Here is a 17128-nt window from a genome sequence, read left to right on the forward strand (position 1 = left end):
TTGCTGGAGCCGGTGAACGGGCGCAGGCACCTCCTACCGGGTCCCTTGTCCAGCCGTCGCCCAGTCCTCCAACAGGCGCACTGTGCGTCCGACATGTTCCTCGTGCAGGTAGTGCCCGGTGTCAGGCCAGTGTTCGACGCGGGAGCCGGGGACATGCAGGGTGCCGCGCTCCCAAGTGGCCGCTTGCGCCGAGGTCCACACGGTGAGCGCGGGCTGGCTGCGCCGGCGCAGATACGCCTCGCTGTGCGGGCGGACGCCGACCGCGCCGGAGTCGGTGTACATGCCGGCGTACGCCTGGGCGATGACGTGGTCCGGGGTGCCGAGCATGGTGCGGACATGTGCCGTACGCAGCCCGGCCGGAGCGCCTGCCGGGAAGGCGCCGGCGATGAACTCGGCCGCGGCGCGCGCCCCGCGCTCCCGGTACTCCGCGAGCCGGGCCGGAATCCCCTCCACTTCCGCCCCGTGCGCGCCGTGAGCCGGATCGAGGGCGACGACCGAGCGGACCAGCTCCGGATGCCGTACCGCGAGCAGGTTGACGACCTGGCCGCCCATGGAGTGGCCCACGGCGATCGCCGGCCCGGTGCCCAGGTACCGGAGCAGCGCGGCGAGGTCGTCGGCCATCTCCGTCGGCGTGTTGCCCTCGTCGGGGACGTCCGACCGGCCGTGCCCGCGCAGGTCGGGGACGATCACACGGAACCGGCCGGCCAGCGCCTCGGCGTGCGCGGACCACTCCCGGCCGTCCCCGCCCCAGCCGTGCACCAGCAGCAGCGGGGCCGCCCGGTCGGGCCCGAATGTGGTGCAGAAGAGGTGGACGCCCTTCAGGTCGATGATCGTCATGCGCGACCGTCCTCAGAGGTCCGGTACGTGGCATAGGCGAAGTCCGCGTGGACACCGGCGCCGTCGAGGTCCTGCACCCACAGTCCCCACATGGCGCCGGTGAAGCCGAGAACGCGCAACTGGCCGTCGTGGAACTCGTCGGCGTGCTCGTCGGACAGGACGGTGGCGTCGAGCTCGATCGGGAGCGCCTGGACTCCCCCACCTGTGTCGTACGTGAAGTGCAGGGCCGGAACGTCGAGTTCGGCGTGCAGGACGACCGGGCGTCCGGGCTCGAGCGGTACGGTCGGCTCGTGTGCGACGAGACGGCCGGCCTCGCAGCTCAGTGCCCGCAGGGCCGGGGAGCCGTCGTCCTCGGCGGTGACGTACAGGTAGTGCCAGTTGCGGGTGTTGTAGTAGGCCGTCAGACCCGCCAGGTGGTCGGGGGTGCGGGGCGAGAAGATCAGGCTGGTCTCGAAGGAGCAGCGCGGGGCGGTCACCCGCCGGGCCAGCAGACTGGGGGTGCGGCGGCCCACCGGCGACTGACCGCCCCGGATGCGCAGCCGCCCCGGTGCCGGCTCGATCCAGTCGTCGCCGGCCGGGCGGCGCAGCGTGGACCAGTCGGGGCCGAGGACGGGAGCGTCGAAGCAGTCGTTCGCCGGTGGTTCGGCGACGGGCGCCGGTGACAGCGCGGGTGCCGGTACCGCGACGGCGGGTACGGCGCCGGGGATGCGGGGCCAGCCGTCGTCGGTCCAGGTCACCGGTTGCAGCGCGGTCTCCCGGCCGAGCACGCACCGGCCCCGCTCCGTGTGGGGGCGGGCGGCGATGTGCGCGGCGTACCACTGTCCCGTCGCCGTCTCGACGAGGGAGCAGTGCCCGGCCTTCTGCAGCTCCAGGGCCGGGTCGTGCCGGGACGTGAGCAGGGGGCCGGCCGGATCGGCTTCGTACGGGCCGAGCAGGTCGCGGGAGCGGGCCACGGCCGCGCCGTGTTCGTATCCGGTGCCGCCCTCCGCGTGCACCAGGTAGTACCAGCCGTCGCGCCGGTAGAGATGCGGGCCCTCGGCGACACCGACGGATGTTCCGGTGGTGATGGTGCGGGGTTCGCCGAGCAGAGCCTGGGTCTTGCGGTCGTACTCCTGGATCTCGATCCCCGCGAACCCCTCGCGGTCCGGACGCCAGTCGAACCGCATGTTCAGCAGCCAGCTGCGGCCGTCGTCGTCGTGGAACAGGGACACGTCGAAGCCCCGGCCGTGCAGCGGCACCGGGTCGGACCACGGCCCTTCGATCGAGGCGGCCGTGGTGACGTAGTTGGGGAGGTCCTTCCAGCCCTCCGCGTAGGTGTCGACGACGGTGAAGACGAGGTGGAACAGGCCGTCCGCGTACGACAGTCCGGGCGCCCAGATGCCGCCGGAGTCGGGGACGCCGGTGAGGTCGAGCAGGCGCGTGCTGTCCAGAACCCCGCCCAGCGACCGCCAGTCGACCAGGTCCCTGGAGTGGTGGATCCGGACGCCCGGATACCACTCGAAGGTCGAGGTGGCGAGGTAGAAGTCGGCGCCGACGCGGAGGATCACGGGGTCGGGTTCGAAGCCGCGCAGCACGGGGTTGTGGATCACGAAAGCTCCGCTCAGAGGGTGAACAGCAGGGTGCCGAAGCCCACGTGGTCACACTGGAACGCCGCGCCCTCCGGGCTGATGTTCCCGATGGCCGCGTACGTCCAGGGGGCGGGCAGGCCGCGGCGTTTGACGTAGTGGTTGAAGGCCATCTCGTAGATCGGGCGCAGATTGCCGCGCTCGATGGTGGAGAGGGAGTTGAACGTGAGCCGGCAGGAGCCCCAGACGGTGTACGGCACGTCGTTGCCGGTGTTGTACTTCGCCGTGTACTCGAAGCCGGCCAGCAGCCGGTTGGAGGAGGCGGAGTACAGGTCCTGGCCCTGGACCCAGGCGATCTCGCAGGCCTCGGCCATGCTGCCCAGGATGAGTTGGGTGTGGGCCTGGTCGCGGCCGCTGTCCACGCACTGACCGGAGTCCCTGATCACCCGGCTGATCTTGCAGCAGTCGTGCAGGTGGAAGGCGTCGACGGCGGCGTTGTAGAGGGAGGTGTCGTTGCAGAACACTCCGAACGCCATCATCGCCTTGATGCAGTTGGTGCCCCAGCCCGCGTCGCCGAACGTCCTCACCAGGGGCACGAAGACGTTTCTGAAGAGGTTCTCGGTCTGGGTGATCTCGGCCCCGGACCAGCTGCCCGAGGGGGCGGTGTACCGCATCAGCTCGGCTGCCGCCGCGAGTTTGAAACCGTAGATGGAGGCCGCGAGCTGGGCGTCCTTGCCGGTGATCGAGGTGAGGGTGGAGGACCATGCCTTGATGATCTGCAGCGCCTTGGTGGCGTGGGCGGTGGTGCCCGTCAGGTTCCACATCAGGGCGTTCTGGTAGGCCGCGTTGCAGTCGTTCCAGAACTCCCAGTTGCCGATCTCGGTGGTGCCGCGGTCGATGGTCGTGAGCGGGCCCATCATGGCGTAGTTCGACTGCGAGTACGCGTTCGACCTGAACACGTGCCAGCCGCTGAGCCAGGGCTCGGTTCCGGCCGCGATCCGGGTCTTCATCCGCTGGATGTCGGAGAGCTTGTGCAACACCCCGGGGTGGATGAAGGAGGTCAGTGCGTCCGCGGTCGGGATCGCGGCGATCCCGGTGGCGGCCGCCGTGGTGCCGACGGCGGTGATCTGCAGGAAACGGCGGCGGCTCGGGGACGCGGGCGTGATGGGCTGTGACTCGGACATGCGTCTTCCTCTTTCACTCGACGTTGAGTGTTAGGGGGTGGCAGATGCGGGGGAACCGGGCATCGGCCCGGCTCCCCCGGGCGGTCAGCCGGCCGCGCGCCGGCCCCGGTACAGGACGAGCGTGCTGCGCGGGCCGACCTTGGGACGCTGTCCGGCGCCGATGTTCTCGCCGGTGGCGAGGTCGCGGGCGGGGCCGAAGTCCTGGCGGGCGGGCAGGGTGTACGTACGGTCGGTGCTGGTGTTCATGGCGATCAGGTAGTCGCCGTATTCGCACAGATAGAACGGCGCGCGTCCGACGAGCATGGTCTCCACGCCCTCGAAGTGGACACCGAGCGCCGGGTCCGGGACGTCCGCGGGGACCGGGGCCAGGTGGAGGACGTCACCGGCCAGCGACTGGTGCAGGGTGTCGCCGGGCGGAGGGAAGCCGCCAGGCGGGATGTGCCCGGCCCCGGGGTCGTTGATCGCGTAGTCCCACAGGATCCAGTCGTTGACCGTGTACGTGTCGTCGGTGGCGCCCGCCGAACGCTGGCGGATCGTCGCGGAGCGCTGGTCGGTGGGGGTGAGGTGGTGGATGCGGGCGTAGTCGTTGACGCCCTGCCGGGCGCGCCAGTACAGGGAGGCGAAGAGGAGTTCCGTGCCGTTCTTCACAGCCAGGACGCCGTTCTCCTCGTCGGTGAAGACGAAGTCGGGCCGGTCCCAGGCGGTGGGGATGCGCCCCGGGCGGGCCGGGAGGGCCTGGAAGGCGTCCCAGTCACGGGAGACCAGGCGCAGCGCGGCGAGGCCGACGCGGGTCCACGTGTGGTGGACGAGCAGATCGAGCTGCCGGTAGAACTGCCCGTCGTCGACCATCTCCTGGGTCCAGCCGACGATGTCCGGGTCCTTGAACACCACCGCCGACATCAGCGGGTGCGAGTCCCAGGCCGTGCGGGAGGCGTAGGCGACCTCACCGGGGTAGACCTCGTTACGCCAGCCGACGACGGTCTCGATGCGGGAGACACGGGCGCCCGTCTCGTCGACGTCAACCACCCGGAACCGCCCCCGGGCCTTGATGATCTTCACCATCTGCTCGCGCAGCTCCGGCGCCTCCTTGCCCCGGTATCCGCGCGTGACCGACTCGTACATCATGACCAGCCAGTCGTGGACCTCGCCGTAGCTGCCCACGTACCCCAGTTCGCGGGTCAGACCGGCCCGGCTGACCTGGTGGTAGCTCTCGCCGAGCGGCTTGGTGGGGTTGCCGTCCTTGTCCTCCTTGCCGAGGTAGGGCTTCATGCCGAGCGACTGGTACATGTAGTCGCGGGCCTTCTCCTCCGGCAGGGCGAGGTCGGGGGCGAGCAGGCCGAGGCCGCGGTTGGCCTGGTAGATGCCGATGGCGCAGATCTGCGACTGGTTGGTGTAGTGCGGGAAGTGCTGACGCCAGTAGTCCCGGCTCGACTTCAGCATGTCGACGTACGCGGCGCACCGCAACGGCTGCTCGGGGGTGCCGGTGTCCGCGGGCGGGGTGACGGTCAGGTCGTCGAACCAGGCGGTGCCCGGGCCGCTCAGCCGGAGATGGAACTCCACCTGGGTGGCGCCGGCGGGCGTCTCCAGGTCGACGGAGATCTGCTCCCAGTCATGGGTGCCGGCGGCGGCGAACTGGCGGTGGTCGCCGCCGACGAGCTTGCCGCTCGCGTCGAAGAACAGCGGGTCGATGTGGGCACCGGCGGCGGTGACCCCGTCGGTCCTGATCCAGGCGCTGTAGGTGTACTTCCCCTTGCCGACCTGGAGCTTCGCCGTGTTGTACGCCGTGACGAAACCGTTTGCCGCGGTGGCCGCCAGCTTCAGCGACGCGGATCCGGACCGGTTGACGGAGGTGTCCCGGGACCAGGAGGCATCGGCGGTCTTCCCCCAGCCCGGCACCTCCCAGCCGGAGGGAGTGCCGGCGCCCTGCTCGAAGCCGGGGTTGCGCAGCTCGGTGGGCCCCACCAGGTCGACGGAGTCGAACCAGGCCGTGCCGGGGCCGGACAGGCGCAGATGCATCTCCATCTGGGTGGCGCCGTCCGGGGTGTCCAGGTCTATGGAGACGTACTCCCAGCCGTGGGTGCCGGTGGTGGCGTACTGCCGGTGGTCGCCGCCGACGAGCTTGCCGCTCGCGTCGAAGAACAGCGGGTCGATGTGGGCACCCGTCCCGGTGACGCCGTCGGTCCGGATCCAGGCGCCGTAGGTGTACTTCCCCTTGCCCACGCGGGTCTTGGGCGAGTTGTACACGGTGATGAAGCCGTTCCCCGCGCTCGCCGTCACCTTGAGCGACGCGGAGCCCGACCGGTTGACGGAGGTGTCCCGGGACCAGGAGGCATCGGCGGTCTTCCCCCAGCCCGGCACCTCCCAGCCCATGGGAGTGTCGCCGCCCTCTTCGAAACCGGGGTTGGAGATCTCGTACGGCGAACCGGTCACCTTCTCGTCCAGGCGGTCGCCCAGGTGCTCCCAGAGCAGCGCCAGCACCAGCCCGACCCGGCCGAAGCCCTGCCACTGCTGGTCGGAGCCGGACATCACGGTCGCGTCGTTCCTCCACGCCATGTACCGGCCGTCGAGCGCGCGCAGGACGCGGTCCAGCGCCGCCGGGTTGTGGTACGCGGGGCTGCCGGACCAGAGGTAGCCCTCGGCGAGCGACTGGAAGGCGAAGGCGTCCATGCCGGCGGGGTTGGCGCCGGTCAGGTAGTGCTTCTGGTCCTTGGCGACCCGTTGACGCACCGCCTCCAGGATCTCGGGGCCCTCGACGGTACGGGCCTTCGGCACCGGCGCGGAGCCCTGCACCTCACCCTTGGGCGGGACGAAGTACGGCTCGGTGTGGGTGTAGAGGCGGTAGATGCCCCGCGACGGCGTGGTCATCTTGTAGTACAGCTGGTCGACGTTCTGGCCGTAGGACCAGATGCGGCCCATCGAGCGGATCTCCAGCTTCACCTTCTTCCTGCCCCGGGTGAGCCGCTCCGGAAGCGGCAGGGTGTGGAAGAAGAACCGGCCCGGGGTGCGCGGCGCGGTGTCCAGGATGTCGAGGCTGTCGACGGCTCCCTCGTCCTGGTAGCCGACCTGCTTGCCGTCGCAGAACAGCTGCAGCCGCCACATGTTCGTGCCGGAGCCCGCCTGCTGCGAGGTGGTGTCGTAGTCGTCGCCCCACAGGCGAACGGTGACGTAGGTGGTGTCGGTCGGGCTGACGACTACGTCGAACTCGAGCGTGCCGCCCCAGTACGTGGCCGGCTCGGTGGGGTTGAGGACACGGGCCTTCTGGCCGAGGCCTCCGGTTACCGTGTCGGAGAGCGTGGCAGTGAGACCGTGCGCCGACTCGGAGCTCTCGTTGCCGAAGACGACGATGTCCAGGGGCTTGCAGACGGCCGGCTCGAAGGCGGCGTCCGCGGCCGGGGCCGCGGCGGCGGACGGGGAGTTCAGCAGGCCGAGGCCGGCCGCGGCGACGCCGGTGGTGCCGGCGTACTTGAGGACATCACGTCTTCTGGGTGCGTTGGGCACGGCTGATCCTTTACTTGAGGCTGCCCATGAGGATTCCGCTGCGCCAGTACTTCTGGAGCGCGAACATGAAGACCGCGAGCGGAACGATGGACAACAGGGACCCGGTGAGGACGAGGGTGTTCATGTCGCGGGCGGTCTGCGCCTGCTGGAGCCAGGAGTACAGCCCGAGGCTCACAGGGAACGTGCGCTCACCGGTGAGCATGAACAGGGGCAGGAAGAAGTTGTTCCAGATGTTGATGAATTCGAGCATGAAGATGGTGATGCCGCCGGTCCGCATCAGCCGCAGCGCGACCGACCAGAAGATCCGCAGCTCCCCGGCGCCGTCGAGACGGGCCGCTTCCATCAGTTCGGTGGGGACGGAGCTGTCCGCGTACACCTTGCCCAGGTAGACCCCGAACGGATTGATGAAGTACGGGATGAGTACCGACCAGATGGTGTTGGTCAGGCCGATCTGGGCGAAGACGAGGTACAGCGGGAAGGCCAGCAGGGTGCTCGGCAGCAGCGAGGCACCGACGATGACCGCGAAGAACGCGCCCCGGCCCCGGAAGTCGAACTTCGACAGCCCGTACCCGGCGGCGAGCGAGACCAGGGTGGAGCCGGCCGCGCCGAGTGTGGAGTAGAGGATCGAGTTGCCGATCCAGCGGTTGAACACCCCGTCGTGGTAGGTCCAGATCTCCTGGACGTTGTCCGCCAGGTGGTTGGAGGAGAACCACAGTCCGAAGGTGGAGTACAGGTCCGTCTGGTTCTTGGTCGCGGAGACGATCAGGAACCACGTCGGGGCGAGTGAGTAGATCAGGAAGAGGACCAGCAGGCCGGTGGTGAGCGCCACCGCGCGGCGGGTGGGGCGCACGCCGCCCCCGGATACGACAGCGCTCATGACATCTTCCTGTTCGTGGCCCGGTAGAAGACGAAGGCGAGGATGCCGGTGACCACGGCCAGGACCAGCGACTCGGCGGCGGCGTACTGGTAGTCACCGGTCTTGAACGCCTTGTCGTAGATCTCCATCATCGGAGTGAAGTCGGTGTTGATCGACTCCGGCGCGATCTGCCGCAGCAGCAGTGGTTCGGCGAACAGCTGCAGCCTCCCGATGAGGGAGAACATGCCGGTCAGCACCAGGATGCCGGTGATGTTGGGAATCTTGACCGACCAGGCGATCCGCCACTCTCTGGCCCCGTCCAGCCGGGCCGCCTCGTACAGCTCGCGGGGCAGCGCCTGTAGCGAGGCGGAGATCAGGATCATGTTGAAGCCGATCCCCTGCCAGGTCAGCAGATTGCCCAGGGAGAGGTAGGTGTTGAGGCCGCCGAAGAAGGTGATGTCCGTGCCGGCGCCGTGCGCGAGGTCGAGCAGCGGAGAGCCCGTCGGGCTGTAGAGGAACAGCCAGATCACGGTGGACACCACGGCGGGCACCACGTACGGGATGAGCAGCGCCGCGCGGAAGAACCGCACCGCACGGGCGGCCACCCCGTCCAGGAGCAGGGCGAGCAGCAGCGACAGGCCCAGCATCACCGTGATCTGAGCCGCTCCGAACAGCAGCGTGCGCAGCATGCTCGACCAGAAGGCGCCGTCGCCGAGGATGGAGGCGAAGTTGGAGAAGCCGGTGAAGACGACCCGGGTCGGGCCGAAGCCCAGCCCGCTGCTCTTCTTCTCCCTCAGGCTCTGGCTGAAGGCATAGCCGATCGGCACGACGTACGTGGCCAGGAAGCCGAGCAGGAAGGGCAGTGCGAACAGCAGTCCCTTGTGGGCTCCCCGGCTCCCGGCCCGGCGGGGGGAGGGCCGCCGGGCCGGGGAGTCGGTGGCGACCTTGGGGGGTCGCGTCAGGGTGGACACGGGTGTCTCCAGAGGTGGGTCCTACAGAGGCGGGGCCTACAGGGGAGGTCAGCTGCCGGCGACGGCCTTGATGCCCTTGCGGTTGAGGTCGTCCACGGTCCACTTCTGCAGCGAGGTCAGCATGTCCTTGACCGTCAGCTGCTTCTTCATGACCTTGCCCCACTGCTTCTGCATCTCGGAGTACATCGCCGCGTAGTTCGGCCCGTACTGCCACTGCTCGCCGACCCGCGAGGCCGCCGTGGTAATCACCTGCGCGCTGTCCGACTTCCCGTTGAACATCCCGGTCGGGATGATCTTGTCGACGTACGGCGAGACGTCCTTGACGGCGGGGAACAGGCCCGACTTGGAGTCCGGGTCGGTGAGCGCCGTCAGTGACTCCTTGCTGCTGCTCAGCCAGGCGGCGAACTCGGCGGCGCGGTCGGGGTACTTACAGCCCTTGAGGACGCCGGTGGTGTCGAAGTTGCTGGAGGTCTGCGGCTTGGCGGTGTCGAAGGCCGGCGAGTCGGCGAGCTGCCACTTGCCCTTGGACTTGGGGAAGTTGGTGTCGTAGATCGGCAGCTGCCAGGTCGAGCTGGTCATCGCGATGGTCTTGCCGAGGTCCCAGGTCTTGAAGACACCCGGGTCGGCGTACGACGCGTTGGAGGCGAGGTCGTTGTCGACGAGCTGCTGGACGATGTCACCGGCCTTGAGCGCCTCGGGAGAGGCGAAGTCGATGACCCAGTGGTCGCCGTCCACCTTGTACCACTGGGCGCCGGCCTCCCAGGACAGGTCGACGAGCGAGCTCGGGTCCTCCCCCGCCATGTTGTAGATCTTGACGTCCTTGTCCTTCTCCTGGACCTTCTTGCCCGCGGCGATCAGGTCGTCCCAGGTCTTCGGGGCCTCGATCCCGTACTTCTGGAACAGGTCCGCGCGGTAGGCGGTGAACAGCGGCGCCGACCCCATCGGAATGCCGAAGGTGGTGCCTCCGGGGCTGACCGCGTTCCACGCGGCGACCGTGTACGCGTCCTTGTGCTTGGCCGCGACCTCGCTGATGTCGGTCAGCAGTCCGTCGGCGGCGAAGCTCGCCAGGTTCATCCCGTCCATCTTGGACAGACAGGGCGCGGTGCCCGCGTTCACCGCGGCCCGCAGCTTCTGGTAAGCGGTGTCACCCGCAGCGTTGACGAACTTGATCTGCGTCTCGGGGTGCTTCTTGTTCCACACCTCGGCCTGCGCCTCGATGCCGTCCGTCCAGCTCCAGAACTCCAGCGTGACGTTGCCCTTCGTGGCCGCCGAGGCGTCGGTGCCGGAGTCGTCAGAGCAGGCGGTCAGCAGCAGCGAGAGAGAAGCGGCGGCGGCCACCGGGACAAGGACCCTGGGGCGCATACCGGACTTGGACATCGGTCCTCCACGAAAGGAATGGGACGGCGCCTGCACGTGGGGGAACGGCGCGGTCGGGGCGACGCGAGGGAAGAGAAACGGGTACCGCGCGGCGAGGCAGTAACCGTTTGTTGTCCTGGACGGTACGACCGCAGGAACCAGATCCACAAGAGGAGGCGCAGGATTGTTTCGCTCGACTTTCAAGGACGTTACCTGGCGAGGTGCCTGACCATGAGGGTTCGCGTCACCTCGGAGCAGGAAGGCGGACTCTCTGCGACGTACCCGTGTCGCAGAGGGGGCCATTGACCCGGGCCCTCTGAGGCTTCTAGCGTGGAATACGTTTACTGTGACGCTCAGGCTTGTCGCCAGCCGATCCCGGCACCCTTCCCCAGGAGCACCATGCATACGTCAGTGCCGCCGCCTGCCCTCTTCGCCATGAATCCAGTACATCTGCCCGAACTCTTCCCGCCTCCGCTGCTGACCCGCCTTCAGCAACTGGCGCGGGTCGACCCCACGCTCGTCGCCCAGGACTTCTCCGACCCCGCCGTGGCCGAGGCCCTGGGCCGCGCCGAGGTGCTGGTCACCGGCTGGGGCTGCCCGCACCTCGGCGCGGAGGTACTGGCGGCGGCGCCGCGACTGCGCGCCGTCCTGCACGCCGGCGGCAGCGTCCGCCACCTCGTGGGTGAGCCGTTCTGGGAGCGCGGTCTCACCCTCTCCAGCGCGGTGCGGGCCAACGCCCTGCCCGTGGCCGAGTACACGCTCGCCGCGATCCTGCTGGCCGGCAAGGACGCCTTCGGGCTGCGCGAACGCTTCCGGGCCGAGCACGTCTACCCCGCTGCGACGGAGTACGCGACGGTCGGCAACCTCGGCCGCCGGGTCGGTCTGATCGGCGCCTCCCGGGTGGGCCGCCGGGTCCTGGAACTGCTGCGGCCCTTCGAGCTGTCGGTGAGCCTCCACGACCCCTACGTCGACGCCGCCGAGGCCGCGGAGCTGGGCGCGGTCCCGCTGGGCCTCGACGAGTTGCTGCGCACCAGTGACATCGTCAGCGTGCACGCCCCCGACACCCCGCAGACCCATCACATGCTCAACCGCGAGCGGCTGGCGCTCATCCCCGACGGCGGCGTCCTCATCAACACCTCACGGGGCGCCCTCGTCGACCACACCGCGCTCACCGAGGAACTGGTGAACGGCCGGCTCAGCGCGATCCTGGACGTCACCGACCCCGAGCCGCTGCCCGCGGACTCCCCGCTCTACCGCCTTCCGAACGTGTTCCTCACGCCGCACATCGCCGGCTCCCTCGGCAACGAACTGGCCCGCCTCGGCGGCACGGTGGTGACGGAACTGGAACGCCTGACGACGGGGCTGCCGCCTGCCCACCCGGTCCACCGGGCCGAACTGGCGATCAGCGCCTGAGGACTTCGACGCCCACCCGACGGCCGAGGACGGCCCGCCGGGCTCCCGCAACGCCGATCCCGTCGCACCCCACCCCACCCCACCCCAGCCCGTCCCTCTTCCCTCGGAGACACCCTTGAACACCACCCAGGCCGGACCGGTTCTCCCCTCCCCACGTGCCGTCTCACCCCTGCGTCCCGCCTCCGCGGCCCGCATCGAGGGCGGCTTCTGGGCCGAACGTCGCCGGGTCAACGCCCGGATCTCCCTCGCCGAGGGCCCGGGGCGGCTGGAGCAGGCCGGCAACCTGGCCAACTTCCGTGCCGCCGCGGCCCTGCGCACCGACGGCGCGGACACCCCGTCCGGCACCGGCTTCTCCGGCGACTTCCAGTTCCAGGACTCCGACGTCTACAAGTGGCTGGAAGCCGCCTGCTGGCAGCTCGCGGACACTCCCGACGAGACACTCGCCACCGAGGTCGAAGCCATCGTCGAGCTGATCGCCGCCGCCCAGCGCGAGGACGGCTACCTCCAGACGTACTACCAGCTCGGCGGCGGCACTCCCTGGACCGAGCCGGGCTGGGGACACGAGCTGTACTGCGCGGGACATCTGATCCAGGCCGCCGTGGCGCACCACCGGGCCACCGGTTCCGACCGGCTGCTCGCCGTGGCCCGCCGGCTCGCCGACCACATCGACTCCGTCTTCGGCCCTGGCAAGCAGGTGGAGACCGTCTGCGGCCATCCCGAGGTGGAGACCGCCCTCGTCGAACTCCACCGGACGACCGACGAGAAGCGGTACCTGGACCTCGCCCGCTACTTCCTGGAACGCCGCGGCCACGGCACCCTCTCCTCCGGCGCCGACCGGGGCCACGACCGCGACCCGGGGCCCGAGTACTGGCAGGACCACACGCCGATCCGCGCGGCGGACGAGGTCACCGGCCACGCCGTACGCCAGCTCTACCTCCTCGCCGGAGCCGCCGACCTGGCCGCGGAGACCGGCGACACGGAACTCCGCACGGCGCTGGAGCGGCTGTGGCGGGACATGGTCACGACCAAGACCTACCTCACCGGCGCCGTCGGCTCCCGGCACGACTGGGAGGCCTTCGGCGACGCCCACGAACTGCCGGCCGACCGCGCCTACGCCGAGACCTGCGCCGCCATCGCCTCCGTCCACTTCTCCTGGCGCATGGCCCTGCTCACCGGCGAGGCCCGCTACTCCGACCTCGTCGAGCGCACCCTGTTCAACGGCTTCCTGGCCGGCGCCGGTCTCGACGGCCGCACCTGGCTGTACGTCAACCCGCTTCATCGACGGGCCCGTTCGCACGAGCGCCCCGGCGACCAGACCGCCCACCGCACCCCCTGGTTCCGCTGTGCGTGCTGCCCGCCCAACGTCATGCGCCTGCTCGCCGGGCTCCCGCACTACCTGGCCACAGCCGACGACAGCGGTCTGCAACTGCACCAGTACGCCACGGGCGTCTACGGCGGCGACGGCCTCACCGTACGGGTGACGACGGAGTATCCGTGGGAGGGCACGGTGACCGTCACCGTCGACGAGGCTCCCACCGCCCTGCCGCGCACGCTCTCCCTACGCCTGCCGGCGTGGTGCGCCGACCACACCCTGACCGTGAACGGCACCACCGTCGAAGACGGGGCCGACTCCGGCTGGCTGCGCATCACCCGGGCGTTCACCCCCGGCGACACCGTCCGCCTCGACCTCGCGATGCCGGCCCGGCTCACCGTCCCTTCCTCGCGCGTCGACGCTGTCCGGGGCTGCGCCGCCGTCGAACGCGGTCCGCTGGTCTACTGCCTGGAGCAGACCGACCAGCCGGGGCGCCTGGACCCGGACGCGATCGCTGTGCAGCCGGACACGCCACTGACCGTGCGCAGCCGCCCCGAACTGCTCGGCGGAGTACGAACGGTGAGCGTCGCGGGGAACCGGCTCCGCGCCGACGATACGTCCGGCGACTGGCCCTACCTGCCGTACGCGTCGGCGACTTCCGGCGAACCCCACGAGAGCGTCGAGCTGACGGCGGTGCCGTACTACGCCTGGGCCAACCGCGAGCCGGGCGCCATGCGGGTCTGGCTGCCGCTGGCCGCTCGCGCGTAGACGTCGATGCGGTCGACATGCACAACAGTAATCGTTTACTGAAATTCGTGAACCGGTCCCCCCCATCCGCTGTCCGCGAGGAGGCGCAGTGCAGTAACGTCAAGGTGTGACAGCGAATGGAAACGGTTCTCCCACAACGCCCGCCTCCCCGGCTTCCAGGCGTCGGCGCAAGAACCAGGCAGGTGAAGAGCGCCCCAGCACGATTCGCGATGTCGCCGAACGGGCGGGGGTGTCGGTAGCAACCGTTTCCAGGGCTCTGGCCGGCAACTATCCCGTGTCGGCCGCCACCCGGGAGCGCATCATGGCTGCCGTGGAGTCGCTGCACTATGTGGTGAACGTCCACGCCAAAGCCCTCTCCGGGCGGGTGGCCGGTCCCGTCGCGCTGGTCCTGCGGGACATCACCGGGCCGTCGCTGGCCCATGTCGCCGCCGGGGTCGAGCAGGAGGCGGCCCTGCGGGGCCGGCTGAGCCTGGTCTGCGCCACTCACGGAGACACTGCCCGCGAGGACGACCTGGTGCAGTTGATGCGCGAGCAGCACGCGGCCGCGGTGGTCCTCGTCGGCGGGGCAGTGCAGGACGAGGTCTACTTCCAGCGCATGACCGAGTACGCGCGCGCCCTGGACGCCGCCGGGTCACGTCTGGTCCTGGTCGGCCGCCCGCCCCTGCCCGGGCATCACCCAGTCACCGTCGTGGACTACGACAACCGCGGAGGCGCCTTCCAGGCCGCAGACCATCTGTTCGTCCAAGGCCACCGGCGCGTCCTCTTCCTGGGCGGCGACCCACAACTCAGTACGGGGGCGCAACGGAGGGAGGGCTACCTCCACGCCCTGCGCGCGCACGGCGTGGAGTACGCGGAAGAACTGGACGTCCCCGGTCCGTACACCCGCGTCTCCGGCTACCAGCGCACGAGGGACGCGCTGAAGGCGGGGGTCGATTTCACGGGCGTCCTCGCGGGGACGGACATGGTGGCCCTCGGTGCGTTGGCCGCGCTCCGCGACGCCGGCCTGAACGTCCCCCGGGACATCTCCCTGGTGGGCTTCGACGACGTCCCCTTCGCCTCGGACCTGACCCCGTCGCTCACGTCGGTCCGGGTGCCGTACGAGGATCTCGGCAGAACAGCGGTCCGGCTCGCCCTGGAGCACAGCGAACGCATCAGCGGCGACGACCATGTCGTCCTCAGTACGCAACTGGTGATCCGTCAGTCCGTACGCCGCCCCCGTCCGTAAGGCCGTTGAGACTCCTCGTCCGTTCGGTCGGGAACCCTGGACGGCGGGAACAACTCCGCAGATCCCGCCCTGGGTCACTCCGCCCCCGCCAGGGCAATATCACCCAGTCCCGCAGTCCTCTTGGCAACCTCCCACTTCGTTCATACCGACTTCCACTCCAGAAAGAGGCCCGCAGCGGTGTACTCCCGCAGCCCGGACCACCACCCATCCACAATAGCGAGGGCAACGACCAACGCAGCACTTCGTGCGCAAGTCGCAGCCGGGGCGAGTGCAAACCCTCCGTCAACGCATTGGGTGCCCGTGTCTCCAGCCTGCCGGTGGCCCTTCGTCCTCTCACCCGGCGGAGGAGTTGGACAGCACGCGACGCAGACGCCCGGCGCACCCTGTCGTGAGCGCGCCGGGCGTCTATCCCCCGTTTGACCGTAGACGAGAAACTACTTGACGTCAGGCGACCGTCACGTCCACGGGATCCGATTCGGTCGATCCCCTCGCGTTGGTAAGGACGACCTTCAGGCTGTGCTTGCCCTTCGGAACCCCGGACAGAGCTACCTGAGGCGACTGTGCGTTCGGCGAATCGGCGGCCAGCTGGCCCTCACCGACGACTGCCCCGTCGAGGTAGAAGGTGTACGAGGTGGCGTTGGTGCCCCACCACAGGTTCGCGGTGGCGGTGAAGGTGCCGTCCTTGTCCCAGTTGTCGTGGCTGACCACGGGCTTGCCCGGGGCGGCATCCGTGACCGTGACAGTCGTGGTGTTCGTGGACGTGGTGCCCTTCGAGTTGATCAGTTCGGCCCGGTACGCGTAGGTGCCGTTGGGCCTGTCCTTGAATTCGGTCACGACTGACTGCGAGGTGCCGCTGACTGTCGTGGGCACCCGCGCGGCGACGAGCTTGTCGTTCTCGTAAAGACGGAAGAAGCTGCCTGGCGTGCCGTGCCAAAGGTTCATCTTCACGCTGTAGTTGCCGTCATGGAGGCCGTGGGTCCACCCGCTGGTGTTCGACAGGGTGCCGGCGCCAGCAGCCGAGGAAGCGGAGACGAAGTTCCGCAGAGCGTCGCGCGTGGCGTAGTACGCGGGCTTGGGGTTGTACTCCTCGTCGAACATGAGGGGCTTCGCGCCCGGCAGCCACGTGTAGGCGTGCTTGTCGGTGAAGCCCCAGAAGCTGATGTCCCGGATTCCGGCCGCCAGCGCCTCGGCCATGACGTCCCCGTAGATCTGCGTCTGCTGATCCACGTCGTAGGTGTGCACGTCGAGTTCGGTGATCGCGACTTCGAGTCCGAGCTTCTGGTAGGACTTCGTCATCTCTGTGATGACTCCGGGCTCGGGACCCGCCTGTGTCTCGTGCATCTCGAAGCCCACCCCGTCGATGGGCACACCGTCGGCGACCATGCCGGCCACTAGGTCGTAGAGCTCCTGGCGCTTCGCCGGGTAGAACTCCACCAACGCCTCGTTGATGAACAGCTTCGCCTCGGGGTCAGCGGCGTGCGCGATCCGGAACGCTTCCGCGATGTAGTCCTCGCCGAGCACCTCGTAGAAGTGGTTCGGCGCGAGGCCGGTGCCGCCGAAGGTGGAGAACGGCTCGGTCATCACGTCCCACCGGTCCATCTTTCCGGCGTAGCGGTCCATGATCGTGTTGAAGTGAGTCTTCATGACCGCGCGCAACTCGTCCGGGTCGGTGACGTCGGTCACGTATTCCGGGTTGCAGCACTGGGAGATGAGCCCGTGTCCCTTGACTACCATGTCGTTGTCTTCAACGAAGTCGACGAGCCGGTCGAGGCCCCCGAACTCGAAGTCGCCCTCCGTGGGCTGGACGAATTTCCACTTCAGCTCGTTCTCGGGAGACAAGCTGTTGAACTGTTCCGCCAGCACCTCGCCGAACTTCGGTTCGTCGAGATAGGTGGGGTTGGTCGCCCCCGAGCCGATGAGGATTCCCTCCTTCGCTGCCAGTTCGCGGAGGGTCGCGTCTGAATCAGCTGAGGCGCCGGTGGTGGGGAGGGCCACGGTCAAGAGCCCTATGGTGACAGTTGCGAGCGCCGCGCCGATGCGGTGCATTCTCATTGAATGGTGTCTCGCTTTCCTGTTGAAGGATGGTCCGAGGGCACGCTGCGGTATCCGGACGACGTGGACCGTACGCTGTCTCCCGGCGGCC

11 protein-coding genes and 1 pseudogene are annotated in these 17128 nt (G+C 69.1%); 4 read left to right on the plus strand and 8 right to left on the minus strand.

Going from position 1 to position 17128, the window contains the following annotated elements; all coding sequences use genetic code 11:
- Positions 1-33: 33 nt before the first annotated feature.
- From PV734_RS17420 to PV734_RS17430, 3 genes are read right to left on the minus strand one after another with little or no spacing between them, the layout of a single operon-like run.
- Positions 34-837: an alpha/beta fold hydrolase gene (locus PV734_RS17420; protein WP_010354063.1), complete on the minus strand. Its 804-nt coding sequence runs from the start codon at positions 835-837 to the stop codon at positions 34-36.
- Positions 834-2426, minus strand: a complete 1593-nt coding sequence (locus PV734_RS17425) for a glycoside hydrolase family 43 protein (protein ID WP_010354064.1) — start codon at positions 2424-2426, stop codon at positions 834-836. Before PV734_RS17425 ends, PV734_RS17420 begins: the two co-directional genes overlap by 4 nt.
- A gap of 11 nt (positions 2427-2437) precedes the next feature.
- Positions 2438-3586: an alginate lyase family protein gene (locus tag PV734_RS17430; protein ID WP_010354065.1), complete on the minus strand. Its 1149-nt coding sequence runs from the start codon at positions 3584-3586 to the stop codon at positions 2438-2440.
- A 37-nt stretch (positions 3587-3623) separates the two neighbouring features.
- Here PV734_RS17430 and PV734_RS45820 point away from each other — a divergent pair.
- A pseudogene (locus PV734_RS45820) lies at positions 3624-3695 on the plus strand (hypothetical protein); the annotation flags it as partial.
- On the opposite strand, the gene PV734_RS17435 reads toward PV734_RS45820, so the two are convergent.
- From PV734_RS17435 to PV734_RS17450, 4 genes are read right to left on the minus strand one after another with little or no spacing between them, the layout of a single operon-like run.
- Positions 3671-7084, minus strand: coding sequence for a hypothetical protein (locus PV734_RS17435; RefSeq protein ID WP_010354066.1), 3414 nt, complete (start codon positions 7082-7084; stop codon positions 3671-3673). The pseudogene PV734_RS45820 and the gene PV734_RS17435 sit on opposite strands and share 25 nt — an antisense overlap.
- A gap of 10 nt (positions 7085-7094) precedes the next feature.
- Positions 7095-7961 carry a carbohydrate ABC transporter permease gene (locus tag PV734_RS17440; protein WP_010354067.1) on the minus strand — a complete coding sequence of 289 codons (867 nt, stop codon included), beginning with the start codon at positions 7959-7961 and terminating at the stop codon, positions 7095-7097.
- The gene (locus PV734_RS17445) at positions 7958-8911 is read right to left on the minus strand and encodes a carbohydrate ABC transporter permease (protein ID WP_006379128.1); all 954 of its coding nucleotides are present in this window, start codon (positions 8909-8911) and stop codon (positions 7958-7960) included. Before PV734_RS17445 ends, PV734_RS17440 begins: the two co-directional genes overlap by 4 nt.
- A gap of 48 nt (positions 8912-8959) precedes the next feature.
- Positions 8960-10288 (minus strand): ABC transporter substrate-binding protein, encoded by a 1329-nt coding sequence (locus PV734_RS17450; RefSeq protein ID WP_010354069.1) that lies wholly within the window; start codon positions 10286-10288, stop codon positions 8960-8962.
- A gap of 378 nt (positions 10289-10666) precedes the next feature.
- Here PV734_RS17450 and PV734_RS17455 point away from each other — a divergent pair, with 378 nt between their 5' ends.
- The 3 genes from PV734_RS17455 to PV734_RS17465 all read left to right on the plus strand — a co-directional run bounded on the left by PV734_RS17455 (position 10667) and on the right by PV734_RS17465 (position 14985).
- Positions 10667-11680 carry a hydroxyacid dehydrogenase gene (locus PV734_RS17455; RefSeq protein ID WP_029183908.1) on the plus strand — a complete coding sequence of 338 codons (1014 nt, stop codon included), beginning with the start codon at positions 10667-10669 and terminating at the stop codon, positions 11678-11680.
- A 115-nt stretch (positions 11681-11795) separates the two neighbouring features.
- Positions 11796-13760 carry a glycoside hydrolase family 127 protein gene (locus tag PV734_RS17460; RefSeq protein WP_010354071.1) on the plus strand — a complete coding sequence of 655 codons (1965 nt, stop codon included), beginning with the start codon at positions 11796-11798 and terminating at the stop codon, positions 13758-13760.
- A gap of 229 nt (positions 13761-13989) precedes the next feature.
- Positions 13990-14985: a LacI family DNA-binding transcriptional regulator gene (locus PV734_RS17465; RefSeq protein ID WP_231885171.1), complete on the plus strand. Its 996-nt coding sequence runs from the start codon at positions 13990-13992 to the stop codon at positions 14983-14985.
- A gap of 444 nt (positions 14986-15429) precedes the next feature.
- Here the strand turns inward: PV734_RS17465 and PV734_RS17470 are convergent, their stop codons facing one another.
- A complete protein-coding gene (locus PV734_RS17470) occupies positions 15430-16980 on the minus strand; it encodes an endo-1,4-beta-xylanase (protein WP_231885299.1) in 1551 nt (516 codons plus the stop codon).
- Positions 16981-17128 lie beyond the last annotated feature (148 nt).

Origin of the sequence: Streptomyces sp. AK08-02 (assembly GCF_033795085.1) — a bacterium.
In the GTDB taxonomy this organism is placed as follows: domain Bacteria; phylum Actinomycetota; class Actinomycetes; order Streptomycetales; family Streptomycetaceae; genus Streptomyces; species Streptomyces echiniscabiei.